This window comes from Streptomyces sp. NBC_00691 (assembly GCF_036226665.1).
In the GTDB taxonomy this organism is placed as follows: Bacteria; Actinomycetota; Actinomycetes; order Streptomycetales; family Streptomycetaceae; genus Streptomyces.
Window position 1 is genome coordinate 912,258 of sequence record NZ_CP109007.1, and the last position, 26,275, is coordinate 938,532.

General features: G+C 73.4%; 17 protein-coding genes. 9 read left to right on the plus strand and 8 right to left on the minus strand.

The features are described from left to right. Nucleotides 1–11: 11 nt before the first annotated feature. From OG392_RS04025 to OG392_RS04050, 6 genes are all read right to left on the minus strand, one after another. Nucleotides 12–1,595 carry a sigma-70 family RNA polymerase sigma factor gene (locus OG392_RS04025; protein WP_329275632.1) on the minus strand — a complete coding sequence of 528 codons (1,584 nt, stop codon included), beginning with the start codon at nucleotides 1,593–1,595 and terminating at the stop codon, nucleotides 12–14. Between the two features lie 97 nt (nucleotides 1,596–1,692). Next, nucleotides 1,693–1,983: a hypothetical protein gene (locus OG392_RS04030; protein WP_329275634.1), complete on the minus strand. Its 291-nt coding sequence runs from the start codon at nucleotides 1,981–1,983 to the stop codon at nucleotides 1,693–1,695. A gap of 130 nt (nucleotides 1,984–2,113) precedes the next feature. Then, nucleotides 2,114–4,333 carry an NADP-dependent isocitrate dehydrogenase gene (locus OG392_RS04035; RefSeq protein ID WP_329275636.1) on the minus strand — a complete coding sequence of 740 codons (2,220 nt, stop codon included), beginning with the start codon at nucleotides 4,331–4,333 and terminating at the stop codon, nucleotides 2,114–2,116. A 43-nt stretch (nucleotides 4,334–4,376) separates the two neighbouring features. Further along, nucleotides 4,377–5,447, minus strand: a complete 1,071-nt coding sequence (locus OG392_RS04040; protein WP_329275639.1) for a phosphatase PAP2 family protein — start codon at nucleotides 5,445–5,447, stop codon at nucleotides 4,377–4,379. Nucleotides 5,448–5,595: 148 nt separating this feature from the next. Further along, entirely contained in the window at nucleotides 5,596–5,886 is a 291-nt protein-coding gene (locus OG392_RS04045) for a hypothetical protein (protein WP_329275641.1), read from the minus strand. Nucleotides 5,887–5,944: 58 nt separating this feature from the next. After that, nucleotides 5,945–7,789, minus strand: a complete 1,845-nt coding sequence (locus OG392_RS04050) for a glycoside hydrolase family 15 protein (RefSeq protein ID WP_329275642.1) — start codon at nucleotides 7,787–7,789, stop codon at nucleotides 5,945–5,947. Between the two features lie 150 nt (nucleotides 7,790–7,939). On the opposite strand from OG392_RS04050, the gene OG392_RS04055 reads away from it, so the two are divergent. The 9 genes from OG392_RS04055 to OG392_RS04095 all read left to right on the plus strand — a co-directional run bounded on the left by OG392_RS04055 (nucleotide 7,940) and on the right by OG392_RS04095 (nucleotide 20,741). Then, nucleotides 7,940–8,728: a glycosyltransferase family 2 protein gene (locus tag OG392_RS04055; RefSeq protein ID WP_329275644.1), complete on the plus strand. Its 789-nt coding sequence runs from the start codon at nucleotides 7,940–7,942 to the stop codon at nucleotides 8,726–8,728. Between the two features lie 522 nt (nucleotides 8,729–9,250). Next, nucleotides 9,251–10,000, plus strand: a complete 750-nt coding sequence (locus tag OG392_RS04060) for a dolichyl-phosphate beta-glucosyltransferase (protein ID WP_329275646.1) — start codon at nucleotides 9,251–9,253, stop codon at nucleotides 9,998–10,000. Then, nucleotides 10,000–11,457, plus strand: coding sequence for a glycosyltransferase family 4 protein (locus tag OG392_RS04065; protein ID WP_329287052.1), 1,458 nt, complete (start codon nucleotides 10,000–10,002; stop codon nucleotides 11,455–11,457). The genes OG392_RS04060 and OG392_RS04065 overlap by 1 nt, the downstream gene beginning before the upstream one ends. Next, complete coding sequence (locus OG392_RS04070; protein WP_329275647.1) at nucleotides 11,454–14,027, plus strand: lipopolysaccharide biosynthesis protein; 2,574 nt, start codon at nucleotides 11,454–11,456, stop codon at nucleotides 14,025–14,027. The genes OG392_RS04065 and OG392_RS04070 overlap by 4 nt, the downstream gene beginning before the upstream one ends. Further along, nucleotides 14,024–15,853 carry a glycosyltransferase gene (locus OG392_RS04075; protein WP_329275650.1) on the plus strand — a complete coding sequence of 610 codons (1,830 nt, stop codon included), beginning with the start codon at nucleotides 14,024–14,026 and terminating at the stop codon, nucleotides 15,851–15,853. Before OG392_RS04070 ends, OG392_RS04075 begins: the two co-directional genes overlap by 4 nt. Further along, on the plus strand, nucleotides 15,835–16,707 hold the full coding sequence (locus tag OG392_RS04080; protein ID WP_329275652.1) for a PIG-L deacetylase family protein: 873 nt from the start codon (nucleotides 15,835–15,837) through the stop codon (nucleotides 16,705–16,707). The genes OG392_RS04075 and OG392_RS04080 overlap by 19 nt, the downstream gene beginning before the upstream one ends. Further along, entirely contained in the window at nucleotides 16,704–18,401 is a 1,698-nt protein-coding gene (locus OG392_RS04085; RefSeq protein ID WP_329275654.1) for an ArnT family glycosyltransferase, read from the plus strand. Before OG392_RS04080 ends, OG392_RS04085 begins: the two co-directional genes overlap by 4 nt. Then, nucleotides 18,388–19,479, plus strand: a complete 1,092-nt coding sequence (locus tag OG392_RS04090; RefSeq protein ID WP_329275656.1) for a glycosyltransferase family 4 protein — start codon at nucleotides 18,388–18,390, stop codon at nucleotides 19,477–19,479. The genes OG392_RS04085 and OG392_RS04090 overlap by 14 nt, the downstream gene beginning before the upstream one ends. Further along, nucleotides 19,476–20,741, plus strand: a complete 1,266-nt coding sequence (locus OG392_RS04095) for a beta-galactosidase (protein WP_329275658.1) — start codon at nucleotides 19,476–19,478, stop codon at nucleotides 20,739–20,741. Before OG392_RS04090 ends, OG392_RS04095 begins: the two co-directional genes overlap by 4 nt. On the opposite strand, the gene OG392_RS04100 is transcribed toward OG392_RS04095, so the two are convergent. Together OG392_RS04100 and OG392_RS04105 are read right to left on the minus strand one after the other, a co-directional pair. Next, nucleotides 20,732–21,514, minus strand: a complete 783-nt coding sequence (locus tag OG392_RS04100) for a class I SAM-dependent methyltransferase (protein ID WP_329275660.1) — start codon at nucleotides 21,512–21,514, stop codon at nucleotides 20,732–20,734. The two genes, OG392_RS04095 and OG392_RS04100, sit on opposite strands and share 10 nt — an antisense overlap. Continuing rightward, nucleotides 21,514–26,151, minus strand: a complete 4,638-nt coding sequence (locus tag OG392_RS04105) for an aminotransferase class I/II-fold pyridoxal phosphate-dependent enzyme (protein ID WP_329275662.1) — start codon at nucleotides 26,149–26,151, stop codon at nucleotides 21,514–21,516. Before OG392_RS04105 ends, OG392_RS04100 begins: the two co-directional genes overlap by 1 nt. Between the last annotated feature and the right edge of the window lie 124 nt (nucleotides 26,152–26,275).

The following is a 26,275-nucleotide window of genomic DNA, read 5'->3' on the forward strand; positions in this document are numbered from 1 at the left end:
CTCCCGGACCGTCAGGAGGCGGGGGCGGCGAGCTTCTGCACCCAGACCGTACCGCCGGGACCGGGGGCCGACGCCACTCCGGTGTCCCGGTACCGGCAGTCGAGCATGTTCTCCTCGTGCATCGACCCGTCCGTCCAGTCGTCGACGACGGACGCCGGGTCGGTCGTCCCCCGGTCCAGGTTCTCGGCCCAGGCACTCCAGGTGTACCCGGCGGCCGTGATCCGGGTGTCCGCGAACTCGCCCTCGGGGCTGGCGTGTCCGAAGTAGCCGCGCGCGGCCATGTCACGGGCGTAGCCGCGGGCCGCCTCGGTGAGCCGGGGGTCGATGCGCAGCGGGGCGCAACCCGCCTGCGCCCGGAGCCGGTTGACGAGTCCGGTGACCCGCTCCTCACGCGTGGGGGCGGGCGTGGGGGCCGGGGTGCGGCGTGGGGTCGGGGGCGTGGTCGTCGGCGTGGGGGGCGCGGCGCGGGTGGGGGTCGGCGACGGCGGGGGCGTCGTCGCGGCGGGGGTCGCGGGGGGCGCGGCGACCGGGCTGCCCGGCTCCATGCGCGTGTGCGGTTCCTGGGGTACGAGGAGGGCGACCGCGCCGAGGACGGCGACGGCGGCGGCTCCGGCGACGCCGACCCGGCGCAGGGGTGTCCACCGGGAGACGCCGTCGGACACGGCCGGGTCGGGAGCGGTCCCGTCGGCCCCGGACGCGTGTGCCCCCGCCGTGCCGGGGGCGGCCGGGTCCGTGGTGGTCGGCGCGGGGGCGGTCGTATGGGACGCGACCGTGTCGAAGGCGACGGGTTCGGCGGCGGGGCCGTCCATGAGGCCGATCACCAGCGGCGGTACGAGGCCGAGGCCGACGAGCAGCCCTTCGACGGGGGCGAGGCCGCTGCGGCCGGTGACCCGCGCCGTGCAGGCGGCGCAGGTGCGTACGTGGCGGGCGACGCGTTTGCGCCAGAGCGGGGAGGGGCGGCCGTCCCAGGGGGTGACCGTCTCCGCGAGGTCGGGGCAGACCGGCACGGCGTCGAGGGCGCGGACGACGGCGCGGCCGGTCTCCAGCCGTTCCTTCATCCGCTGGACACGGACGGCGGCGTGCTGCGGGGATATCCCGCCCAGGCCCTCGGCCAGCTCGGCGCGGGTCAGCTCGCCCGCGGCCTCCAGCCACCAGAGCGCGAGCAGCTCGCGGTCGTCCTCGTCGAGCCAGCGGGTCGCGCGGGCCACGTCGCGTCGCTGGCCGGACAGACCGAGCCGGAGGATGGTGGCCTCGGTGAAGTCGCCGGCGGCCGGGTCGGCGAGGCCGGCGGCCCGGTCGAGGCCGGGCACGGGTGCCTGCTGGCGCTCGCGCCAGCGGCGGCGGATCCCGTTCATGGCGATGGCGACGAGCCAGGACCGGAAACGGGCCGGGTCGCGGAGACCCGTCAGGCCGTCGAGGGCGCGGACCATCGTCTCCTGGACGATGTCGTCGGTGTCGGCATGGCCGTCGAGGGCCCGGCCGACGATGTTGTGGACGAGGGGCAGGTAGGCGCGGACCAGCGCGTCCCTGGCGTCCGCGTCACCGGCCCTGGCGGCCTCCACCAGCGCGGTGGCGCGGCGCTCGTCGCTGTGCATGGATCTGCTCCCTCATCACTGGTACGAGTCCCCCGTGGTTCGGAGACCCGTGGGCGAGGGAGGGATAACACTTATCGGTGATCGACGCCGGCGTCCATCACAGCGGTGGTACGGGCAGGATCGGGACCGTGGCCCCGCTCCCCTCCCGGACGGCTGCCACGACGGCGTCGTGCAGATCGCGGCTCTCCTCCTCCGACGCGCACGGAACGGGACTGCCCGACATGGTGAACCAGTCGGACGCGCCGCTGTACTGCACGGCCACGCGTGCCTCGTTGTCGGCCCAGGTCGTGTGCACGGTCACATCGCCCGTGACGACTCCGGCCTCGACGGTCAGCACCCCACCTCGCCCGGTGTAGACACCGGCGGTCGTCCAAGATGCCCAGCTCATCCATCCAGGTTCACACCCGAACGGCGGATGCGCCACCGACGGGACCGCCCCGGTCGGAAGAGTTCCGTCCGGGGCGGCGCCACGCGTGTGCGCGAGGGGGCGTGGGAGGCGGGGGGCCTCCCGTGCCGCATCAGGCGAGGGAGGCGATGGCCTCGTTGAAGGTGGCGGACGGGCGCATCACGGCCGCGGCCTTGGCCGGGTCGGGCTGGTAGTAGCCGCCGATCTCGGCCGGGGAGCCCTGGACGGCGACGAGCTCGTCGACGATCTTCTGCTCGTCGGCGGAGAGGGACTCGGCCAGCGGCGCGAAGGCCTTGGCCAGCTCCGCGTCCTCGGTCTGGGCGGCCAGCTCCTGGGCCCAGTACAGGGCCAGGTAGAAGTGGCTGCCGCGGTTGTCGATACCACCGAGGCGACGGGTCGGCGACTTGTCCTCGTTGAGGAAGGTGCCGGTGGCGCGGTCGAGGGTGTCGGCGAGGACCTGGGCGCGCGAGTTGCCCGTGGTGGTCGCGAGGTGCTCGAAGCTGGCGGCCAGGGCGAAGAACTCGCCGAGGCTGTCCCAGCGGAGGTAGTTCTCCTTGACGAGCTGCTGGACGTGCTTCGGGGCGGAGCCGCCGGCACCGGTCTCGAAGAGGCCGCCGCCCGCCATCAGCGGGACGACCGACAGCATCTTGGCGCTGGTGCCCAGCTCCAGGATCGGGAAGAGGTCGGTCAGGTAGTCACGGAGGACGTTGCCGGTGACGGAGATGGTGTCCTCGCCGCGGCGGATGCGCTCCAGGGAGAACGTCGTCGCGTCGACCGGGGACAGGATCTTGATCTCCAGGCCCTCGGTGTCGTGCTCCGGCAGGTACTGCTCGACCTTGGCGATCAGCTGGGCGTCGTGGGCGCGGTTCTCGTCCAGCCAGAAGACGGCCGGGGCGCCGGTGGCGCGGGCGCGGGTGACGGCGAGCTTGACCCAGTCCTGGATGGGCAGGTCCTTGGTCTGGCAGGCGCGGAAGATGTCGCCCTCGGCGACCTCCTGCTCCAGGACGACGTTGCCCTCGGAGTCGACGAGGCGGACGGTGCCGGCCTGCGCCATCTCGAAGGTCTTGTCGTGGGAGCCGTACTCCTCGGCCTTCTGCGCCATGAGGCCGACGTTCGGGACGGAGCCCATGGTCGACGGGTCGAAGGCGCCGTTGGCGCGGCAGTCCTCGATGACGGCCTGGTAGACGCCGGAGTAGCTGTGGTCCGGGAGGACAGCGAGGGTGTCGGCCTCCTGGCCGTCCGGGCCCCACATGTGGCCGGAGGTGCGGATCATGGCCGGCATCGAGGCGTCGACGATGACGTCGGACGGCACGTGCAGGTTGGTGATGCCCTTGTCGGAGTCGACCATCGCGAGGGCGGGGCCCGCGGCGAGCTCGGCCTCGAAGGAGGCCTTGATCTCGTCGCCCTGCGGGAGGGACTCCAGACCCTTCAGGACGCCGCCGAGGCCGTCGTTCGGGGAGAGACCGGCGCCGGCGAGCACCTGGCCGTAGGTGGCGAAGGTCTCGGGGAAGAAGGCGCGGACGACGTGGCCGAAGACGATCGGGTCGGAGACCTTCATCATCGTGGCCTTGAGGTGCACGGAGAAGAGCACGTCCTCGGCCTTGGCGTGGGCGACCTGCTCGCCGAGGAAGGTGCGCAGGGCGGCGGCGCGCATGACGGCGGCGTCGACGACCTCACCGGCGATGACCTTCAGCGGCTCGCGGAGCTCGCTGGTGGTGCCGTCGGCGGCGGTGAACTCGAAGCGGAGGGTGTCGTCCTTGGTGACGACGACGGACTTCTCCGTGGAGGCGAAGTCGTTCTCGCTCATGGTGGCGACATTGGTCTTGGACTCGGAGGTCCAGGCGCCCATGCGGTGGGGGTGGTTCTTGGCGTAGTTCTTGACCGAGCCGGGCGCGCGGCGGTCGGAGTTGCCCTCGCGCAGGACCGGGTTGACGGCCGAGCCCTTGATCTTGTCGTAACGGGCGCGGACGTCCTTGTCCTGGTCCGTCCGCGGGTCGTCCGGGTAGTCCGGGAGGGCGTAGCCCTGCGCCTGGAGCTCGGCGACCGCGGCCTTGAGCTGCGGGATGGACGCCGAGACGTTCGGCAGCTTGATGATGTTGGCGCCCGGCGTCTTGGCCAGGTCGCCGAGCTCGGAGAGGGCGTCGGGGATGCGCTGGCCCTCCTCCAGGAACTCGGGGAAGACGGCGATGATGCGGCCCGCGAGGGAGATGTCCCGCGTCTCGACCGTGACGCCGGCCTGCGAGGCATACGCCTGGATCACGGGCAGGAACGAGTACGTCGCCAGGGCAGGCGCCTCGTCAGTGTGGGTGTAGATGATGGTCGAGTCAGTCACCGGGTGCTCCGCTCCACGTCTGCGTATGCGAGATTGCTCGACATCAAGATATCTCGTGATCGCGGTCCTCGGTGAAGGGCCCCACGAGCTCGCCGTCCCGGGGCACTCCGGCGGCCTCCACGAAGGGCCCGCCGAGGCGGTACGGGGTGGGGGCGCCCTCGACGTCGACACGGCGGAGCAGGCCGAGCAGGACGAGGGCGGCGGCGGCGACCACGCCCGCGGCGAGGGCCTGCCCGCAGCGGTGGGCGAGCCGGAGGTCGGCCGGGTCGTAGGGGGCGACGCTCGGCAGGGCGAGGGTGTCGCCGAGGAGCCAGAGGCCCACGCCGAGCCCGCCGGCGGCGAGCAGGGCGAGCGGAACGGTCACCGGGAGGCCGGGGAGGGCGGGCCCCCGTCGGGCGCCGGGACGCACCTGGCCCTTGCGGGCCAGGAGGGCGAGCAGGCCGCAGAAGACGGCGAGGACCACCAGGCCGGAGGCGATCACGTCGCCGGGCCGGTGCTGGCCCGCGGCGATGGTGTGGGCGCCGACGCCGACGGCCCAGAGCGTGGCGGCACCGACGGCGACGCTGCGCAGCCGGTAGGGGACGACGAGGGCCAGACCGAAGGCGACGCCGAGGGCGAGCGTGGTCTGGGCGCTGGGGAAGCCGGTGGACAGGAGCCCGCCGGCGTCGGCGAGCCGGGGGCGGGGTGCGTACCGCTGGAGGAGTCCGGTGAGGGCGAGGGCGGTAACCACCCCGCCGGCGGCGAGGCCGGTGAGGGCGTACCGCTTGCGTATCAGACCCGTGGCGAGCAGCAGGACGCAGCCGAGGACCAGAGAGAGGGTGGTTAGCCCGGCGAGCGAGGGGTGCTCGCGGAGCACGGTCACGGCCGCAGCGTCGGCGCGCCTGCCGGTCATGGCCCCGTCGCCCCAGCGACGGCCGGTCGCGGTGAGCACGAGGCCCGCGTAGACGACGGTGAGCAGGAGGACGGCCGCGAGGCAGCCGCGCCGGGTCCGGGTGCGGACCCGGGTGCTGAACGATCCGGCGGCCTCGCCTGCCACAGCGGCGTACCACCAGGTGTCACCGGTCTCCAGCGGCCTCGGGGAGCCGCCCGCGCGGGGCCTGTCGTAGGGAGCCATGCCCCGATTCGAACCCACGCGCGGCGGCCCCGCCCGCTGGACGCACCCGAACGAAACACGTCGGGGACGGTTCGCGGGGCGGGCCCCACCCAGCCGTCAGGGCTCGCGGACCCGGGGCGGCGCCCCGGGCCCCGGCGGGCGCTCCCGCTCAGCGGTCCGGGCTGGGGCGCTGGGCGACGACCGCGAGGACGAGTCCGCCGAGCAGGGCGAGCAGGGCGATGACGCCGAGCACGTATCCGGGCTCGCGCTCGTCGAGGAGCTGCCCGCCCACCTGGGTGGCGAAGGCCACCGCCATCATCACCTGTGCCCAGCCGAAGAGCTGGGGCCGGTGGACGCGGCGTCGTTGGAACGGCAGGATCCAGCCGGTCCGGATCGCCGCCGTACCGCCGACGGCGAACAGCACCGCGAACACGCTCGGCACGACCAGGAACCACGACATGTTCCACCCCCTGAACTTCCGTCGGGCGCCTCCGTCAGGCGCCCCGGATCGGGCGCGATCATGCCACGGCGAGATGACGGGATCCCCCCGTACGGTCGTGACGGCGGGTTCCGTACAGCGTGAACGCCGTGTTCACCAGGGCCACATGACTGAGCGCCTGCGGCATGTTGCCGAGCTGGCGGCCCGCCACCGGGTCCCATTCCTCGGCGAGCAGGCCGACGTCGTTACGGACGTCGAGGACGCCCTCGAAGACGGCGCGGGCCTCGTCGGTGCGGCCCGTCATGGCGAGCGCGTCGGCGTACCAGAGCGTGCAGGCGACGAAGGCTCCCTCGGTGCCGCCGAGGTCGTCGAGTTCGTGCGTCCCGCCGTCCCGGACGTCGCCGTAGCGGCGGAGGAACCCGTGGTCGTCGAGCCGCGCCATCGCCCGGACGGTCCCGAGGACACGGGGGTCGTCGGCGGGGAGGAAACCGAGCCGGGGGATCAGCAGGGCGGTGGCGTCGACCTGGTGGCTTCCGTAGTACTGGGTGAAGGACTGCTGTTCGTCGCTCCAGCCCTGGGCGCAGATCTCCGCGCGCAGTTCGTTGCGCAGGGCCTGCCAGTGCCCGAGCGAGCCGCGGAGCCCGGCGACGCGGGCGAGGCGGACGGCCCGGTCGGCGCCGACCCAGGCCATGACCTTGGAGTGGACGAAGTGGCGGCGCGGGCCCCGCACTTCCCAGATGCCCTCGTCCGGTTCCTGCCAGCGTTTGCCGAGGTACTCCAGGAGCGAGGCGACCAGGGCCCAGTCCGGGGCGTCGAGGGCGACCCCGGCCCGGACGGCCGAGTAGACGGTGTTGAGCACCTCGCCGTAGATGTCGAGCTGGAACTGGTCGACGGCCGCGTTGCCGAACCTGACGGGACGTGAGTTCTCGTAACCCGGCAGCCAGTCGGCCTGCGTCTCGGGCAGCTGCCGCTGTCCCTCGACCCCGTACAGCGGCTGGAGGTCGGCGGGGTCGCCGGCGACGGCGCGGACGAGCCAGTCCTTCCAGGCGAGCGCCTCTCTGCGGCAGCCGCCGCGCAGCAGGCAGGAGAGGGTGAACGTGGAGTCGCGCAGCCAGCAGAAGCGGTAGTCCCAATTGCGCTGCCCGCCGAGGGACTCGGGGAGGGAGGCGGTGGCGGCGGCGACGATGCCGCCGGTCGGGGCGTAGGTGAGGGCCTTGAGGGTGAGCAGGGAGCGGATGACCGCCTCGCGCGCCGGCCCCTCGTAACGGAGCGCGGCGGCCCAGTCGTTCCAGAGGGCGAGGGTACGGGTGAGGGCGGCGTCGACGTCGGCGGGCGGGGCGGCGGCGGGCGCGGGGGCGTGCGAGGGGCGCCAGCCGAGGACGAAGGAGACGCGGCGGCCCGCGGTGACCGTGAAGTCGACGGTGGTGCGGTCGGGGGTGACGAGGGGTTCGACGCCGGGGTCGCAGGAGAGGTAGGCGGCGTCGGGTCCGGCGACCCAGGCGACGGTGCGGCGGTCCACCGAGCGGACCCAGGGCACGATGCTGCCGTGGTGGAAGCGGACCCTCAACTCGCTGCGCACGTCGACCCGTCCGGCGATCCCCTCGACCACGCGGACGATGCGGGGTGCGTCCTCGCGCGGGCAGCGCGGGGGCATGAAGTCCGTGATGCGGACGGTTCCGGTGAGGGATTCCCAGACGGTGTCGAGGACGAGGGTGTCGCCCCGGTAACTCCTGCGCGTGCAGTGGGACCCGCCGACGGGGGCGAGGAGCCAGCGGCCGTGCCCCGGGTCGCCGAGGAGGGCCGCCAGGCACGCGGGCGAGTCGAAGCGCGGCGCGCACCACCAGTCGACGGACCCGTCGGTCCCCACGAGCGCGGCGGTCTCCAGGTCACCGACGAGGGCGTAGTCCTCAATTCGCCCTGCCATGACGGGATTGTATGCCTGATCGAATTCCTGTGCAGACAGATGGGGAATACCTTCCTGGAGGTTCGCATATTCTTCCCCCATTTCTTGACGGCATCGCCTCCGGCGCAGGATCCTGAAGTACGCGGGTTTTCCGCGCGGAAGGCCGTACCTATGAGTAGTGATTCACATCCCCTGCGCCGTTCGACCGACCGCGCACCCGGTTCCGGCACGCGTACGGTGAGTCTCGTCCTCACGGTGCGCTCCGGCGACGGCGACCCGCGACCGGTGCTCGATCCGCTGCTCGGCCAAGTCCCGTCGACCGTGGGGGACGTGGTCCTGGTCGGTGGCCCGCCCGGCGAACGGCGGACGCGCACGGGGCTCACCGTGCGCGGGCTCGGACCCTGGGACTCCTCGCACGGCGACATTCCGCACGCGGGTCTGCTCGCGGCGACCGGTGATCTGGTCGTACTGATGGACGCCGACGGCAGCATGTCGCCGCACGAGATCCCGCACTATCTGCACTACCTGGAGAGCGGCTACGACTTCGTCAAGGGATCACGCTTCATCGCGGGCGGAGATTCCGCCGACTATCCGCTCTCGCGACGGATCGGACACCGCGCGCTGCTACGGGTCGCACACCGGATGTACGGCCAGCACCTGACCGATCTCTGGTACGGGTTCTGCGCTTTCCGGCGCTCTTTCGTGGACCTCCTCGATCTGCGCGAGGACGGGGTCGAGCTGGGCGCCGAACTGGTCACGCACGCCCTGCACTACGGCCTGCGCGTCGCCGAGGTGCCCAGTCACGAACTGCCGCGCCGCCACGAGCCTTCCCCCCTGCGCACGGTCCGCGACGGCACGCGGATCCTCGGCACCCTCCTCGACGAACGGCCGCACAACGCGCTGTCGCGGCTCGCGCACCGGCGACGCGGGCACGGCTCCCGCCACCACGCCCCAGGTTGACTTATCACCTGAAAAGATGCTAACGCTGGAAACAGCACCATTTCTGGACAGACCGTTTCAGAAAAGACCATCGACATCAGGACAGACCCTCGGCAGGGTCGGTTGTCGGAAGAGGCTCGTCGTGACCTCCACCCCTCTCGACCGGACGCCGTCGGCATCCGGACCGCATCCCCTGCGGCGGACGACCGACTGGCCCGTCGACGATGCCCGGCGCCGCACCCTCCGCCGCCCCCCGCAGCACCCGACCGCCCACCCCTCACGCCGGGCGGCCGACCGGATGACAGCCGCCGTCCCTCCCCCGCGGAGCCGGACGTGCAGGACCCGGGGAGCGGCCCGCAGGCGCCGCGGTCGTACGACCCACAGCCGCGCCGCCCGGCGAAGCCGGGGCTCCGAGGGATCGTCCGGACCATCCGGACCATCCCGACCGGCTGAGACGCGACCCCGCCGTCCCGCCCCCGCACCGATCACCCGCGCGCCCGTGCGCCCCGCGCCCCGCGCCTTCTCCCGAGGAGGCGAGGCGTGATGGCCACCGCCCGCGCGCTCCCACCGCTCCCTCGCCGGCTCGTCCGACCGCCGGTGGACCTCGAACTGCTCATCCCGGCCTACAACGAGCAGCGCCGGCTGCCCTCGACCGTGGACGCCACGGTGGACTTCCTGGCCGGACGGCCCTGGTCCTCGGCGGTCGTCGTGGTCGACAACAACAGCGCCGACGGCACCCTCGACGTCCTGGAGCGGTTCGCGGACTCCCCCGTACCGGTCCACGCCATCGGATGCAGCGAGCAGGGCAAGGGCGCTGCGGTCCGACGCGGCATCGAGACCTCCTCGGCCCGGTACATCGGCTTCGCCGACGCGGACAACGCCACCCCCGTCGAGACCCTGGACCGGGTGATGACGCTGCTGCGGGAGGGTCACGGCGCGGTCATCGCCTCACGCCACGCACCGGGTGCGCACCTCGACGTGGAGCAGTCGGCGCTACGGCGCGGCGGGGGTCTGGTCTTCCGGAGGCTCGCGCGGCTCTCGCTTCCCGGAGTCGCCGACACCCAGTGCGGGTTCAAGTTCTTCTCCGGTCCTCTCGCCCACACGATCGTCCGGGACTGCCACATCGACGGCTTCGCCTTCGACGTGGAACTGCTCGCCCATGTGGTGCGGGCCGGGCAGGACGTCGTGGAGGTGCCGGTGGTGTGGCACGACGTACCCGGTTCGACGTTCTCGGCACGGCGCGACGGACTGCGCTCGATGGCCGATCTCCTGCGGATCTCGCTGGCCCGGTGATGACGATGACCGCCCTCGACCGGCTCGCCCGTACCGACCTCGCCTTCCTCAACTGGCGCGACCCCGCGCACCCCGACGCGGGCGGCGCCGAGGCGTACTGCTGGGAGATCGCCCGGCGGTTCGCGGCGGCCGGGGCCCACGTCACCCTCGTCTCGTCGCGGTACCCCGGCTCGCGCGCCCGCGAGTACCGCGACGGCATCCGCGTGGTGCGCGCCGGCGGCACCTTCGGCGTGTACGCCGCGGCGGCGGCGCACCTGTTGCGGAACCGGCACGCGTACGACGCCGTGCTCGACTTCCAGAACGGGATCCCGTTCTTCTCACCGTTGTTCACGCCCCGCTGGACCGCCGACCTCTGCGTCATCCACCACGTCCACCAGCACCAGTTCGACACCCGCTTCCGGTGGCCCATGAACTCCGTGGGGCGGGTCCTGGAGAAGCAGGTCAGCCGACGGGTCTACCGGGGCCGGCCCGTGGTGGTCGTGTCGCCGTCCACCCGCGAGGGCACCCGGCGCGAACTCGGCTTCGGCAACCCCATCCACATCGTGCCCAACGGGCGTCCCGGCAAGGGGCTCACGGCCCCCACCGGGCAGCGGTCCGCCACCCCGGCCCTCACCGTGGTCAGCCGGCTCGTGCCGCAGAAGCGGGTCGACCTGATCCTGCGCGCCGTGCCCGCGCTGCGGCGCCGTTGGCCGGAACTCCGCGTCGACCTCTGCGGGGACGGTCCGGAGGGCGAGTCGCTGCGGAAGCTCGCCGCCGACCTCGGCATCGCCTCCACCGTCGAGTTCCACGGGTACGTGTGCGACGAACGCCGGGAGGAGCTGTTCCACCGGGCGTGGCTGACGGTCGTGCCGTCGGTGGCCGAGGGCTGGGGCCTCGCGGTCATCGAGGCGAACGCCGTCGGCACCCCCGCGCTCGCCTTCGACGTGCCGGGGCTGCGGGACGCGATCCGGCCCGGGGTCAACGGCTGGCTCCTCGACCCCGACGCCGACCTGGCGGCCGGTGTCGCCTCCGCACTCGACGCGCTGTCCACCCCCGAGGCACGGTCGCTCACCGCGGCGCGCTGCCGCTCCTGGGCAGCCGCCTTCTCCTGGGACGCCAGCGCCGAACGGCTCGCCCAGGTCGTCCTGGAGGACCTCCAGCGCATCCACCGGCACCGGCGCTCCCGTCGCTCGGCCAGCGACCTCTCCGTACTCACCCGGTTCACCTCCGCCGACCCCGAGAGCACCGAGCGCGCGGTGCGGAACTCCCTGCGTCAGACCGACGCCTGGCACCGGGAGGGCGACGCCTTCCGGCTGCTGCTCCACGGCTGCGACGAGGTGCGGGCGTTGAACGCGCTGAGCCGCCTCGACGTCTCCGAGGCCGACATCGCCCTGGCGAACGGCCACGTCGTCCTGCTCGGCACGGCGGAACCCGGCGACGGCCCGGCTCCGGGCCAGGCCCGCGGGCGGCGGCCGTGACCGCCGCCGGGCCCGTCGCGGAGCGGTCGGCCGTCGTCCTCCAGGACGAGGTCACCGCGGTCCACGGCGCGCGCTGGATCGCGACCGCCGTGGTCCTGGTCGGCGCGCTGAACTACGGGTACACCCTGATACTCACCCGGCTGCTCGACGTCTCCGGGTACGCCACCTTCGCCGCGGGTCAGGGCCTCGTGGTGTGCACCGCGGCGGTCGCCGTGGTCACCGTGCCCTGGATGCTGGCGCAGGCGCTCGCGCGGTCCACCTCGGACACCGAGCGCGGCGAGGCGGTCCGGTTCGCCGTGATCACGGCCATCGCCGGCGGCGGTGTCGCGGCGCTCGCGGTGGGCTGTGTGTCGATGGGCTTCGCGAGCACGCCGACGACGCTCGTCATCGCGGGCGCCACTCTCGCCATCTACGTCACCCGGGTCAGCGCCGGCTGGCTCCAGGGCACCGAACGGCTGCGGACCCTCGCGGTCCTCACCACCGTGGAGGCCGCCCTCAAGTTCGGCATCGGCCTGTTCTTCGTGTCCGCGCTCGGCCTCGGCGAGACGGGCGCCCTCGCCGCCTTCGCGGTCGCCGTCGTGCCGTACGTGTTCTTCTGGCCGCGCCGCTTCCGCGGCGGGACGCACCGCCCGTGGCGGGCGGTGAGCGCGGACCGCGCGCTGTGGCGCCGCGCGTCCGGCGTGGCCTCGCTGCAGGGAGTCGTGGCGCTGCTCGCGGCCATGGACATCGTCCTGGTCGCGATGCTGCCCACCGACCGTGCGGCGGCCGCCAGTTACCAGGCGGCGGTCATGCTCGGCCGGGTCCCGCTCTTCCTCGCCGGTGCCGTCTCGATCGCCTTCCTGCCGGCGCTCTCGCGGCGGCGCTCGGGCGATCCGCTGACGGCGAGCGCGCTCCGGATGTACCTCACCGTGGCACTGCCCCTGACCGTGGTGGCCGCCACGGTGCCCGGCGGCCTGCTCACCACGATCTTCCCGCCCGGGTACGCGATGGTGTCCACCCTCATGGCCTGTACGGCGACGTCCGGCCTGGCACTCGGCGCGCTCGCCCTGCTCGTGACCTTCGCGCAGGCCGTGGACGACTACGCCTGCCTGCGGACACTCCTCGTGGGGCTCGGCCTGTACGTGACCGGGCTGGCGGTCGGCTGGGCCACCGGCGGTGTGCTCGGCATGGCGATCGGCGGGCTGTGCGGGACGGTCGCCGCCCTGGCCCTGCTCGCCGTCCGGCATGCCCGCCGCCACGGCTTCGGGGTCGCGGAGCGGCCGTTCGGCCGGGTGGTGCTGCCGCTGCTGGCGCTCGCCGGGGGCCTCGCACTGCTCCGCCCCTACACCGTCGTCTGGTTCGTGGCCGCGCTGGCGGTCACGGTGATCGCGCTGTGGCGGTTCTTCGGACGGCGCGGAGCACCCGTCGCCGCGACCGATTCCATGGAGGGCGCCCCGGACGATGCCGGCGGCGCGGGCCCGGGCGGGCAACCCGTGGCGGAGACCGCGAAGGAGTCTGTGATGAATGCGCTGACGCCACCGGCCGGGGCGCGAGAGACCCGGGCCGCGGTCCACGACGAGCGTTCCGTTCAGCTTCTCGTCGACGCCGTCTGGCGGGGCCGGGTCCGGCCCGCCGGAGACGAGGAGCTGGACGGCGCGCTGGCCGCGGCCCGGCGCAACCAGGTCGAGGGCCGGCTGGCCCGCGCGTACCCCCGTCAGCTCGCGCGGACGCTCACCGAGGTGGAGAGCGCGACCGGGCTGTTCCGGCGGAACCTCGTCGAGTCGACGGAGCGGCTGCGGGCGGCGGGCATCCCCACCGTCCTGATCAAGGCCGATCTCGCCGGGGACTACGTGTACGGCAACTTCGACCTGGTGGTGCCTCCGGGGCGCCTGTGGGCGGCGCAGGACGCGCTCGACGGCTGGTACGCGCACCGCACGACGTACTGGCTGGAACGGTCGTCGAAGGTGCTCCTGGAGCCCCCGGACGGCCCGGCGGCCCATCTGCACGGTTCGGTCTCGTGGTTCGGGGTGCCGGTGGTGCCCACCGACCGGCTCTTCGCCCGCGCCGAACGGCCCGAGGACCACGACCGTCCGAACGTGGACGTGCGAAGCCCCGTGAACGGCGACGTGCGCGGACCGGTCGACGGCGACGCGCGCGGCCCCGTGAACGGCCATGCCAGGGTCCGCGCCGACGGCTGCTCCTGGCTGACTCCGTGCCCCTCCGACCGGCTGCGGATCTGGCTGGCGCACGCCCTCTTCCAGAACCTGACCCTCGACCTGTCCGAACTGCTCGCCCTGCGGTCCCTGCTCCAGCCCGACGTCGTGGCCGAGGCACACCACGAGGCCGCCCGCGAGGGCTGGTGCGCGGGCGGACGCGAGGCGCTCGACGCCGCCGTCGAGGCGATGGCGCGACTCGACCGGGGCGCATACGTCCCGTTGCCCCTTCCGCTCCCGGTGCGGACCTCGCTCCGGGTCGGGGCCGAGCACTCCGGCCATCTCCTCGGCGAGGGCCGCCTGCGTGCCGCGACCCGCGAGGCCTCGCTTCGGGTGCCGCTCGTGGTGACCAAGAAGCTGCGGAGGCGAGTGCCGTGACGACCGCACGAGGCCCGCTTCTCGTCGCCGTGTCCGGACCGGACGGCGCCGGCAAGTCCTCGCTGGTCGCACGGCTGACGGCGCTGCTCGGCGAACGAGGTGTCACGGTCGTCGCCTTCCACTGCTACGGCTGCTTCCTGTGCCGCAGGTTCCCGGTTCCGCCCAGGGTGGAGGAACGGACGGAACCGGGTGGGGACGGGTGGGCACGGCGCGCCACGGATCCCGAGCGCCGGGGATCCGGGCTGCACCGTGCCCACGCGTTCCTGGACGCCGGTGAGCTGGCGGCCCGGATCGCGGCCGCCGGCCTGCGGGCCAGGACGCGCGCGCGGGGCGGTGAGGCCGTCGTCCTCACCGACCGGGGTCCGCTCGACGCCCTGGTGAAGTTCCATCTGCCGGCCGGTTCGGCGGCGGCGTCCGTCTTCCGCCGGATCGCCGACCGCTACGGTCTGACGCTGCTCGTGGAGACCGGGCCCGCCACCCTGCAAGGGCGGGGCTGGGAGGAGATCGCGGGGCCCCCGACGGCCTGGTGGGCCCGCTACCGGAGCTGGGCGCGGCGGCTGCCGCGGATCGCGCGGCTCGACGGCGAACGGGCTCCGTCCCTGGTCGCGGGCGAGGCCCTCGGCCGGATCCTGGACACGATGCGCGAGCGCGACCGGGCCGGGCACGAGGACGGGCAGAAGCGCCATGTCGTGGTGTCGATCTACGACGACGCGGAGAACCCCGCCTACCGGGGCGGCGGGGCCCTGGTCATCGGCAAGATCGCCCGCCGGCTCGCCCAGGACTTCCGGGTGACGGTCGTGACGGCGGGCAGGAACGCCGGCAGCGAGGACCGGAACGGCATCCGGTACGTCCGGCTGCCGGTGGGCCGGGCCGGCCCACGCGCCGGACAACTGCTGTTCCTGACGCTGCTGCCGTTCGTGGCCCGCCGGATCCGGCACGACCTGTGGCTGGAGAGCTTCACGCCCCCGTTCTCGACGAGTTTCCTGCCGCTGACGACGGGCGCGCCCGTGGTCGGCATCGACCAGGGCCGCAGCGCCGAGGCGCTGTGGCGGCGCTACCACATCCCCTTCTTCCTGGTCGAGCGGCTCGGGCTGCGCTGCTACCGGCACATCGTGGTGATGAACGCCGCCGACGGAGCGGTGGTCCGACGGCTCAGCCCGCGCGCCGACGTACAGGTGATCGCGAACGGGGTCGAGCAGCGCCTCCTCGACGAGAACCGGCTCGGGTCCGGGCGGTTCATCCTGTTCCTGGGGCGGATCGACACCTGGGTCAAGGGCCTCGACCTGCTCCTCGACGCGTACGAGCGGGCCCGGCCCCCGATGGACCTGCTGCTCGCGGGCAGCGGCACCCCGGCCGAGGAGCGCCGGCTCGCCGCACTGGTCGCCGCCCACGACCACGGACCGGAACCCCGGATCCGCTGGGTGGGGTACGCGGGCGAGGAACGCAAGCGCCGACTCCTCCTCGACAGTGCCTTCCTGGTGATGCCGTCCCGGCACGAGACCTTCGGCCTGGTGGCCCTCGAAGGGATGTCGTACGGCAAGCCCGTCCTCCACTTCGACCTGCCGGCACTGCGCTGGATGCGCGACGGCGGCGATGTGGCCGTCCCGCCGTTCGACGTGGCGGCCCTCGGGGAGCGGATGAGCGAGCTGGCCACGGACCCGGCGCTCCGCCGCCGTCTCGGACGGCGCTCGGTGATCGCCTCCCAGCACTACACGTGGGACGAGATGACGGGTCGCTACCTGGCCCTCGCCCACCGGCTTCTGGACACACCCGCCTCCGCACGGCGGCCGAGGAAGAGGGGTGCGTCGTGGCTGACGACCCGCTGACCAGCTTCGTCCGGACCCTCGTCGGATCGGACGTGCCGATCCTGGTGCTCTCGCCCCACCTGGACGACGCCGTGCTGTCCTGCGGCGGGCTGCTCGGCTGGGCGGGGCGCCGGGCGCCGGTGACGATCGCCTCGTTGTTCACGGAGGCCGCGCCACCGCCGTACACCCTCTCCGGCCGGCAGTACCTCAAGCAGATCGGCGCCGACGACGCGGAGGAGCTGTTCGCCGAGCGGCGTGCCGAGGACCGGCGGGTCCTGGAGCGCCTCGACGTCCGCTGCCGCCATGTCGGCCTGGTCGACGGGCTGTTCCGGCGGCTGCCGCGGCCGGGTCCCGCCGCGCGGCGACTCGCCCCGCGGCTGCCCGAGGTGGCCCACGTGTACCCGACGTACCGGCTGCACCTCTCCCGCGGCCGGGTCTCACCGCACGACGCCGAGACCCTGCGCCTGGTCGGTGCCGTCATCGACGAACTGCTTCCCGGCCGCACCGGCGGCCTGGTCCTCGCCCCGCTGGGCGTGGGCGGGCACGCCGACCACGTCCTCGTCCGCACCGCGGCCGAGCGCGCGGGCCGCCGGGTCGTCTACTACAGCGACTTCCCGTACGACCAGCACGCCTCCCCCGACGCCCGCTTCACCGCGAGGCACCGGCTGGTGGCCCGTTCCTGGCAGCGCGGGCTCGACCGGAAGGCCGAACTGATCCGGGGGTACGCGACACAGGTCGACGCGCTGTTCCCCGGCGGCGTCGTCCCCCGCGTGCCCGAGGTGTACCTGCTGCCGCGGTCCGGGTGGACGGCGGCGAGGCCGGCCCGCACACACGGCCCAGGTATCGGGGTCCGCGCCGCCGGAGGCGTCTCATGACCCTCCCCCGCACCGATCCGCAGGGCACCCGGGACGAACCGGCGGCACCGGTCCCACCCGTGCCCACGCCCACGCCCAGGCCCACGCGCCTGCGCCTGCGGCTCGGCACCCTGCCGACCTTCGTGTACGCGGCGGCGGTGGGACTGCTCACCACGGTCCTGCGTCTGACGCGACTCGGGCAGTCGGGCGACGTGTTCGTCGACGAGCCGATCTACCGGCGGCTCGGCGAGAGCGCGGCCGCCGGCGGCTTCCCCCGTACCGACGAGGGCACGTTCTTCCTCCACCCGCCCGGCTACTTCTATCTGGAGGCGGGCTGGACCAAGGTGGTCGGCGAGCACACCGGCATCATCGCGGGCGTGCACTCCTCCCGGGTGCTCAACGCCCTCCTGGCCGGAGTCACCGCGGCCCTCATCGTCTTCCTCGTCGCCCGGGTGCGGTCGCGCGGAGCGGGTGTCGTCGCGGGCCTCGTGTTCGCCCTGGACGCCTACTGCATCCGCCAGAACGACCGGGTGCTCCTGGAGACCTCCACGATGGTCTGGATCCTCGCCGGCTACCTGGTCCTGGTCGGCCTCGCACGGCCCGATCCACCCACCCGGCCACGCGCCCGGGCGCTGCTCGCCGGGCTGTTCTTCGGGCTGGCGATCCTGACGAAGGACCACGCGGTACTGATCACCCTGCTGCCCCTGTGCGCCGCCCTGATCCTCGGCTGGGGACCGCCCCGGCGTCTCGTCGCCCTCACCGGCGCCGTCGCCGTGGCCTCGTACGCCGTGTACCTGTTCCTGATCGCCGTGTTCGGACACTTCGAGGAGTTCTGGGAAGCGAAGACGGCCGGGGTGCGGCGGCTGCTCGGGCTCGTTCAGGAGACCGGTTTCAACGCGGCGGGCGCGCCCCCGCTCTCGGACCGGTTCCTCGACGAGCTCCCGGCGTTCGCGGGCACCTATCTGCTGCTCGCCCTCACCCCGGTGGCCCTCTTCCTGCTGCTGCGCCGCAAGGAGCCGGTGTACCGGCTGCTCGCGCTCTTCCACGCCTCGGCGATCGTGACCCTGGGGTACGCGGTCGGTATCGGCACCCTGGAGGAACAGGCGCTGTACCTGCTGTTCGTCCCGAACCTGGTGGCCCTCGCGGTCACCGTGCCGATGCCGTCCCGGAAACGGGCCGCACGGCGCTACGTCACCCTCGGCATCCTCGGGGCCCTGCTCGCCGTACCCGCCGCCAGTTACGCCCACGACCGGTGGACGCCCGACGACGGCTTCCGACGGCTGCACGCCTATCTGCTCGATCACGTACCGGCGGGCACCGGGATCGTCACGGTGGACGGCCAGCGGAGCCGGGGCGTGACGAACTGGGTGCTGCGCGACGACTACCGCCTCGGCAACTGGGTGACACCCGAGGAGCAGACCGCGAACGACGCCGCCTATGTCCTCGTGCCGTGGCGGGTCATCGAGCAGGGGTACGGCCGTTCCCCGCTCGCCGAGGTGCAAGGGCTGACGGCCGGACTGCGGCCGGTGTTCTCCTTCGACGGACCCACGTACGGCACGCTCGCGCTGTACCGGCTGCCGTCGGCGCCGCCGCTGCCTCCGCCGCTGCCCGGACCGGACGTGGCGCGACTCGCGGTGCCGGACTCGGCCGTGACGGGTCCGCTGCTCCCGGTGCCGGAGCAGGCAATCACGGGGGCGGGCGATGCGCCGCGGTGACCGGCCCCGTGTCCTGCTCCTGACCAGCAGCCCGCTGGACGGGGCGGAGGGCTGCGACGTCCGGCTCGCCTCCGACGTCCTGGAGGTCCTGCCCGAGGTGGACTTCGTCTGGCTCTCCCAGTGGCCGGGCCGACGCCAGGCCCCGCCGACGAGGGGCCGGCCGGTCCGCGTCCTCTCCCGGGACGGTGTGCCGCACCTGCCCGAGCGTGTGCAGTCCGCGGCCGCCGGGGGCGTGTGGTCCCGCCGGGTCGACCTCGTGCACGCCTTCCTGACCGTCGGCCGTACCTTCCCGGCCTTCTCGTGGCTGCGCCCGCTGCTCCTCGGTGGGCGACCCGTCGTCCACACCGTGCCGGGGATCATGGACTCCGGTCTCCTCAAGCACATCCGGCCGCTGGGGACGACGGTCGCCCTGTCCGAGTCGATGGCACGGCGGCTGCGCGCGGCGGACTTCGGGGACGTGCGGGTGATCCCGCCCATGATCTCCCTGGAGGAATGGCCGTACCTGCCGCGCCCCGAGGGGTTCCCCGTGGTCCTGTTCGCCGGGCATCACGATCCGCACGGCGGGGCGGAGACGGCGATCGACGCCGCGGCCGAGGCGGTACGGACGGGGGCGAGGTTCCGGCTGGTGCTCGCCATGCGCGGACGGCCCGGGCAGGACACCGCGATGCTCGACGAGGCGCTGCGCGAACGCGCGGGCGCCGCGGGGCTCACGGACTTCGAGGTGCTCGGCTACGTCGCGGACATGCACGCGCTGCTCGCCACCGTCCATGTGCTGCTGTTCCCGCCGGCCGTGCTCGGCGGCAAGGCCGACATCCCGCTGACCGTCCTGCAGGCGCTCGCCTCGGGGCGTCCGGCGATCCTCAGCGACCTCCCCCAGTGGGCGGACTTCGGCCACGCGGTGCTGCGGGCCCCGGCGGGCGACGCGCGCCGCACGGGCCAGCAGCTGGCCTGGCTGCTGGACCAGCCGCGCTCCTGGGACATGCTCGCCGACCGGGGCCGGGCTCTCGTCGAGGACCACTTCGGCCCCGAACGCTTCGCGGCCCGGTACGCCGCCCTGTACCGGGAGTTGCTGTCATGACGGCCCCGCGGTGGAGGGGGCCCCGGGGTGCGCCGGTCGCCCTGGTGGTGCTCGCCGTGCTCCTGCTGCCGACGGGGGGCGTGGTCGGACAGCCGGATCCGGAGCCGTACCTGTACGGCACGCTCCAGACCGACCCGGACCGGGCGGTCACCGAGTACGAGCACGGCATCCGGGTCGCCCATCTCCCGATCGACTGGAGCAGGTTCGAGCCGGAGCCGGGCGTGTACGACGAGGACTACGCGCGCGAGGTGCGGGACCGGCTGGAGGTCTTCCACGAGGCGGGGCTGCGGGTCGAGGCCGGGCTCGGCCTCAACGACCCGCCGCGGTGGCTGCCGGACGAGTTCCCGGAATCGGTCTATCTGAACCAGTTCGGCGAGCGGTCCACCGACACCCCCAACATCGTGTTCAGCGAGCCCGTGCGCGAGCACGTCGCCGAGTACGCGCGCGCGGTGGACCGGCTGATCGGTCTCGACGGCCTCTGGGCCATCCGCGTCGGCGTCAACGCGAGCGGCGAGTTCGCCTATCCCGGCCCGACCTCGGAGGACGGCGGCCCCGGCGCCTTCTGGGCGTACGACAGCCACGCCCAGCGGAGCACCCCGTACCCGGGGTGGCGCCCCGGGGAACGCACCTACCACGGGAAGCCGTTCACCCCGGAACAGGTGGCCCGCTGGTACGACTGGTACGTGGGGAAGCTGGCGGGCGCCGTGAACTGGCAGCTCGACCTGTACACCTCGCTCGGGTACGAGGGACTGCTCAAGGTCCTCATCCCCGGGGGCGGTTTCTACCCCTCGGACATGCGGGCGGCGGTCGACGCCGGGCTCGTGGGCTCGCCGTCGATCCGGCTCGTGTCGCGCGGCGCCGGGTTCTTCCTGACGCTCCCCCTGGTCGAGCACCGGGACTCGGTGCGGATCGTCACCACCGCCCTGGTGGACGGCACGGGCGACCCCGTGGACAACGGCTGCGCGCCCGCCGACGCGAAGACGGACCTCGCCGCCGCCCCGAACGACGCGCTGGTCCGCGACTGGTCCTCGGCCCGGTGGGTGGTGGCGGTGGCCAGGAGCGCCGGCTTCACCCGGCTGACCGGGGAGAGCGCCGGGCCGCAGGTCTCCCCATACCGGCCCGGAGTGACGGAGACGGCCTACCGGCAGATGGCGTCCTGCGGTCTCGAAGGCCTGATGTGGGCCTTCGACGGAAACCTGTACGACGGGACGCCCGGCTCGTCCCTCGATGAGTACGCGGAGACGATCAGCCGTCACCCCTGAGGCGCGGGGGCGTCGGGAGCGGTCGGGGGCCCGGCCGGCCGCTCGGCGCTGAGGAGCAGGATGCCGGTGTCGCCGTACTCGGGCAGCGTGGGGTCCTTGTCGACCCGGGCGATCCGCAGAACGCTGGTGCGGGGTGCGAAGACGGCCCGGAGGGCGGCCTCGTCGACCGGGCAGGCGGGCCAGAGCGGTCCCGCGCCGATGCGATAGCTCGGCATGCGTTCCATGAAGGCGGCGACGAGCCGGCCGCCGGGGCGGACGGCCTGCACGAAGGCGTCGCAGATCCGGGTGAACTCCCCGGCGTCCTCGGTGACGCTCTCGGCGACGAAGTTCATCGAGGCGAGGTCGTAGGCGCCGGGCACCACGTCGTCGACGGTGCCGGGCACGACCCGCACCGGGCGCAAGGCCTCCGCGGCGCTCTCGGGGAGCGCGGCGTCGAGGGAGCGGCAGAGCGCGTAGAAGGGCCGCCAGCTGGCGTCGGGACCCCGGTCGAGCTGGCGGCGCAGATACCGGAGGTTGGCGGCGCCGGGTTCGAGGGCGTCGACGCGACGGCTCGCGGCGCCCGCGAGCATCAGGGGGTAGAGGTTGGGGCCCGCGCCGAGTTCGAGGGTGCGGGCGAGGCTGCCGGGGGCGATCTGCCGGTAGACGGCCGCGTGGTGGTGGATGACGCCGATGTCGCAGGGGTGGAGGCGGCGGTAGTTCTCGGCGAGGTAGTCGGTGACGGGCCAGGCGTCCCAGTCGGCGTCGCGGTTGTGGCGCACGTGCGTCGTGCCCATCACGGCGGCTCCGGTGTCCGGCCGGCCGTGAGGGCGGAGGGCCGTACGGCAGGGGCGGGTTGCAGGGTGAAGCGCCCGGCCAGCTCGGTGAGGACCGCGCAGAGCTCCTCGATCTCCTCGTCGGTGTTGGCGGCGGTGACCTGGACGCGGAAGCCGACCCGGTCGCGCGGGACGAGCGGGTACGAGGCGAGCGTCACGTAGATGCCGTGCTCCCAGAGGAAGGCGGCGACCGCGTCCAGGTCGTCGGCGTCGGCGAGCGGGATCTCGATGATCGGCAGTCCGTCGGTGTTGGGCGTGGCGACGCCCAAGGCACGGACGTGGTCGAGGACGCGGGCCGTCTTGCGGTACAGCCCGGCCCGGATCTCGTCGCCGCGGGCGTCGTTGACCTCGAGTCCCGCGAGGGCGGTGGCGAGCGAGGCCGTCGGCGAGGGACCGGAGTAGAGGTACGGGGCCGCCGCCACCTTGAGATGGTCCTTGAGCCACTTCGGGACGGCGAGAAAGGCGAGCAGCGAGGAGAACGCCTTGGAGAAGCCTCCGACCAGGACCAGGTCGTCGTAGGTCTCGCCGAGGTGGCGGACGATGCTGTTTCCGCGGGATCCGTAGGGGCTGGTCTCGCCGGGCAGCCGCTCCCCGATGACTCCGAAGCCGTGGGCGTCGTCGATGTACAGCAGGGCGCCGTTCTCGCGGGAGATCCGGTGGAGGGTGGCGAGGTCGGGGAAGTTTCCGGTCATGCTGTTGACGCCGTCCATGCAGATGAGGCGGCTCGCGTCGGCGGGCGCGCCGCGGAGCAGCGCCTCCAGTTCGCCGGGCCGGTCGGCGTGGAAGCGGTGGATCTCGGCGCCCTGGCCGCGGGCGGCGACGCAGCCGTCGTACACGGTGCGGTGGGCCTGGGCCTCGACGAAGACCTGTCCGGTGCCGGCGAGGAGCGGGATCACCGACTGGTGGATGAGGGTGATGGTGGGCAGCAGCAGGGTGTCGGGGGCGCCGAGGAGTTCGGTGAGCCGCTCCTCGATCCGGGGGTAGAGCCGGGGGCTGCCGATGAGCCGGGACCAGCTGGGGTGGGTGCCCCAGCGCCTGACCTCCGGCTCGATCGCGTCGATGACCGTGGGGTCGAGGTCGAGGCCCAGGTAGTTGCAGGAGGCGAAGTCGATGAGCCAGTCGTCGCCGACCCGGATGCGGCGGCCGTCGATCTCGTCGATGACGGCGTCGCACATCCGGCTGGTCCGGTGGAGGTGTTCGAGGTCGCGCCAGCGGGAGGCGCGCGGAGGGCGTCCCGCCCGGGCGGCGGGGCGGACGGCGGGCCTGGCCGGCGGGCGCTCGCCGGACGGCGGGGCCCGGTGCAGATAGGACTCGGCCTGATGGGCGGTCATGGGGCGGGCGAAGAGATAGCCCTGCCCGTAGCGGCAGCCCATCTCGGCGAGGAGCGCCCGCTGTTCCTCATGCTCGATGCCCTCGGCGACGACCTGGAGACCGAGGACGTCGGCGATACGGACGATGCCCTCCACGAGCGCCACCTGCTGCGGGTCGGTCGTGATGTTGTCGATGAACGACTTGTCGACCTTCAGGACGTCGATGGGGAACTCGCGGAGGTAGCTGAGCGAGGAGAAGCCGGTGCCGAAGTCGTCGATCGCGATGGAGACGCCCAGGTCCTTCAGAGCGGCCATGGTGGTCCTGATCTGGGCGTCCCTGCGCATCAGGACGGTCTCGGTCAGCTCCAGGACGAGCGAGCCGGGCGCGAGCCCCGAGGAGCGGAGGGTGCGGCGTACGCCTTCGAGGAAGCCCGGGTCGCGGAACTGGCGGGCGGAGACGTTGACGCTGGCGTACAACGGGGTCTTCCGGGGGCGGGCGCGCTGCCAGCGGGCGATGTCGAGCGCCGCGTGTTCGAGGACCCAGGCGCCGAGGGGCATGATGTGGCCGCTCTCCTCGGCCAGGGCGATGAACTGGTCGGGCGGGACCATGCCGCGACGGGCGTGCGGCCAGCGGATGAGCGCTTCGAGGCCGGCCGGTGCGCCGTCCCGTACCTCGACGATGGGCTGGTAGCGCAGGGCGAACGCGTGGTCGGCGATGGCGGTGTCCATGCCCGCCTGGAGTTCGTGCCGGGCGACGAGCCGGGAGTGGAACTCGGGGTGGAAGAGCCGCCACCGCTTCTTCCCGGCCGCCTTGGCCGCGTACAGGGCGAGGTCGGCGTGGCCGAGGAGTTCCTCGGCGTGGGCGCTGTCGAGGACGGTCGCGATGCCGACGCTGGTCGACACGGAGACGGCTCCGTCGGTGAGGTGGAAGGGCTGGCTCAGGGTGTGCACGATCTCCGCGGCGAGGGTCTCGGCGTCGCGGGGTTCGCGGGCGCCCTCGATGAGGACGGCGAACTCGTCGCCGCCGAGCCGCGCGGCGGTGTCGGTGAGCCTCAGGACGGAGGTCAGGCGGCGGGCGACGGCGACGAGGAGTTCGTCGCCCACGGAGTGGCCCATGGTGTCGTTGACGACCTTGAAGTCGTCGAGGTCGACGAAGAGCATGCAGGTCAGGGTGGATTCGCGGCGCCCCCTGAGCAGGGCCCGCTCGACGCGTTCGAGGAGCAGGACCCGGTTGGGAAGCCCGGTGAGGGAGTCGTGGAAGGCCCGGTGGGTCAGCTCGCGTTCCAGCTTCCGCTGTTCGGTCACGTCGCGGAGGGTGAGGACGAGGCCGTGCACGGTGTGCTCGTCGCGGAGGTTGCTGCAGCGGACCTCCACCTCCAGGTCGGCCGAGCCGCCGTGGAGGAGCTTCCAGTCGTCCCGGGCATCGACGGCGGCGCGGGTGCGGACGTCGGCCAGGACGCGCAGGGCGGCGGCCGTGTCGGCGGGGGCGACGAGGTCGGTGAGGGGGGTGCCGGGGAGCAGGGAGCGGCCGAACATGGACTCGGCGGAGGGGCTCGCGTACCGGACGGTGTCATCGTCGTCGACGATGAGGATGACGTCCGACGTGTTGTGCACGAGGGTACGGAAGTAGGCCTCGCTGGTGCGGCGGTTGACCTCCTCGCTGAGGGCGAAGCGTTCGAGGGCGAGGGCCGCCTGGGAGGCGAGGGACTGGGCGGGGCCGGATATCTCGGCGAGCTTCTTCTCGGGTCCGGCGATGAGGAGGACGCCGAGGAGCGGTTCGGGGCCCGCCGGGGCCTGGAGTTCCAGGGGGCAGAGCAGGACGAAGCTCTCGGGGGCGAGTTCCGCGGCGACGGCGGGGGCGAGCCGGGACACGGGGAGGAGCCGGGTGCCCTCGGAGAGGGTCTCGGGCCAGGCGCTCCCGGGCTGCCGGTGGGGCTGTCCGTCGGCGGGGCGGGTGGGCTCGGCGGACGGACGGGCCGGGCCCGCGGCGGCGGGGTGGCCCTTCCCGCCCGCCGCGTTCGCGGGCGGGGCCGGGCCGTTCGCCGGCGGTGGCGCGGGTCCGCTCGACGGCCGGGGCGCGGAAGCCGAGGGCCGGGTCAGCTCGTCCGTGCGGCAGCTCCACGGGTGGCCGGGGGTGGCCACGCCGCTCAGGCCGCCCCGGCGGTCTCGGGTGAGCAGGAGGACCCGGTGCCCGGTGCCGGGGCCGAAGAGGGTGGCGGACGCCGTCTCCACGGCCCCGGCGACCTCGCGGGGGCTCAGGGCGGCGACGAGGGACGCGGCGGCCATCCGGAGGCTGCGTTCGCGCGCCTCGGCCTTGCCGTGGTCGTTCATCATGCCCCAGAGCCGGGCGAGGACCAGCAGGAACATCAGCGCCGAGAAGATCGCGATGACGGCGATGTCCTGATCCCGGTCGTCCCGCAGCGACTGGAACAGCAGCAGGGCGGGGGCCACGAGCGAGGCACCGGCCAGCAGGGCGAGCCGTCGCTCGGCCACGTGCGGCGCCGGTTCGGGCGCGCGTTCGGTGAGCCCTGTCATCGAGGGGTGGAGCGCGGCGAGGCCCCAGGCGGTGAAGAAGACGACCCAGCCGAGGTCCCAGGGGGTGCCGACCTGCCAGGTGCCCCGCAGCTGGAGTGTGCCGTAGATGACGTCGGAGGCGAGGATGCCGCAGGTGCCGAGGGTGAGGAGCTGCACGGACCGCGATCTGAGGCCGCCGGGCACGAGCAGCCGGGCGAGCATGGCGAGCATCAGGACGTCGCCGAGGGGATAGGCGATGGAGATGGCCTTCTCGATCCAGCTCATGTCCTCGCTCCTGGCGAGCGGGGTGATGAGGTTCACCCAGGAGAGCAGGGCGAGACCCGAGGTGAGGATCAGCGCGTCGAGGACGACGCCCAGGTCGCGGCCGACGGCCCGGTAGCGGATGAAGCCGAACAGGCCGATGGCGAACAGCGGGTACGTGGCCAGGTACAGGGCGTCGGCGACGGAGGGGAACGGCCTGGTCTGACCGAAGAAGGCCTCCAGGGCGTTGTACGCCGTGTCGCCGCCCACGAACGCGAGGTTGGCGGCGGCGAGCACCAGCCAGGGCCAGCGGCGGGACGGCTTGTGGAGATGGACGCCGACGAGGATGGCGACGACCCCGCCGAGGCCGATGAGCGCCCACAGCACGGTGTGCCGCGCGGGGAACTGCAGATAGCCGACCGTCAGCGCGGCAACGGCCAGGAGGTACAGCAGAGTCCATCGGCGCAGTCTCCCGGTCGGGGTGAGCGGCCGGTTCGGCTGGCGCAGCGACATCGTCGACCGCCCCCTTGCGGGTCGGACGGACGCCGTCGGGAGCGCCCTTTCACGGATTGGACCCCGTACGGTGTCCATTCTCCGGGGCCCCCGGGGCACCTGCATCTCGGAGCCGTTCGCGCGG

What these genes read in the sequence shown, in the direction of transcription:
- OG392_RS04025 (WP_329275632.1), bottom strand. Translation starts at nt 1,595, where the DNA reads ATGCACAGCGACGAGCGCCGCGCCACCGCGCTGGTGGAGGCCGCCAGG.
- OG392_RS04030 (WP_329275634.1), bottom strand. Translation starts at nt 1,983, where the DNA reads ATGAGCTGGGCATCTTGGACGACCGCCGGTGTCTACACCGGGCGAGGT.
- OG392_RS04040 (WP_329275639.1), bottom strand. Translation starts at nt 5,447, where the DNA reads ATGGCTCCCTACGACAGGCCCCGCGCGGGCGGCTCCCCGAGGCCGCTG.
- OG392_RS04045 (WP_329275641.1), bottom strand. Translation starts at nt 5,886, where the DNA reads ATGTCGTGGTTCCTGGTCGTGCCGAGCGTGTTCGCGGTGCTGTTCGCC.
- OG392_RS04050 (WP_329275642.1), bottom strand. Translation starts at nt 7,789, where the DNA reads ATGGCAGGGCGAATTGAGGACTACGCCCTCGTCGGTGACCTGGAGACC.
- OG392_RS04055 (WP_329275644.1), top strand. Translation starts at nt 7,940, where the DNA reads ATGAGTAGTGATTCACATCCCCTGCGCCGTTCGACCGACCGCGCACCC.
- OG392_RS04060 (WP_329275646.1), top strand. Translation starts at nt 9,251, where the DNA reads ATGGCCACCGCCCGCGCGCTCCCACCGCTCCCTCGCCGGCTCGTCCGA.
- OG392_RS04065 (WP_329287052.1), top strand. Translation starts at nt 10,000, where the DNA reads ATGACGATGACCGCCCTCGACCGGCTCGCCCGTACCGACCTCGCCTTC.
- OG392_RS04085 (WP_329275654.1), top strand. Translation starts at nt 16,704, where the DNA reads ATGACCCTCCCCCGCACCGATCCGCAGGGCACCCGGGACGAACCGGCG.
- OG392_RS04090 (WP_329275656.1), top strand. Translation starts at nt 18,388, where the DNA reads ATGCGCCGCGGTGACCGGCCCCGTGTCCTGCTCCTGACCAGCAGCCCG.
- OG392_RS04095 (WP_329275658.1), top strand. Translation starts at nt 19,476, where the DNA reads ATGACGGCCCCGCGGTGGAGGGGGCCCCGGGGTGCGCCGGTCGCCCTG.
- OG392_RS04100 (WP_329275660.1), bottom strand. Translation starts at nt 21,514, where the DNA reads ATGGGCACGACGCACGTGCGCCACAACCGCGACGCCGACTGGGACGCC.
- OG392_RS04105 (WP_329275662.1), bottom strand. Translation starts at nt 26,151, where the DNA reads ATGTCGCTGCGCCAGCCGAACCGGCCGCTCACCCCGACCGGGAGACTG.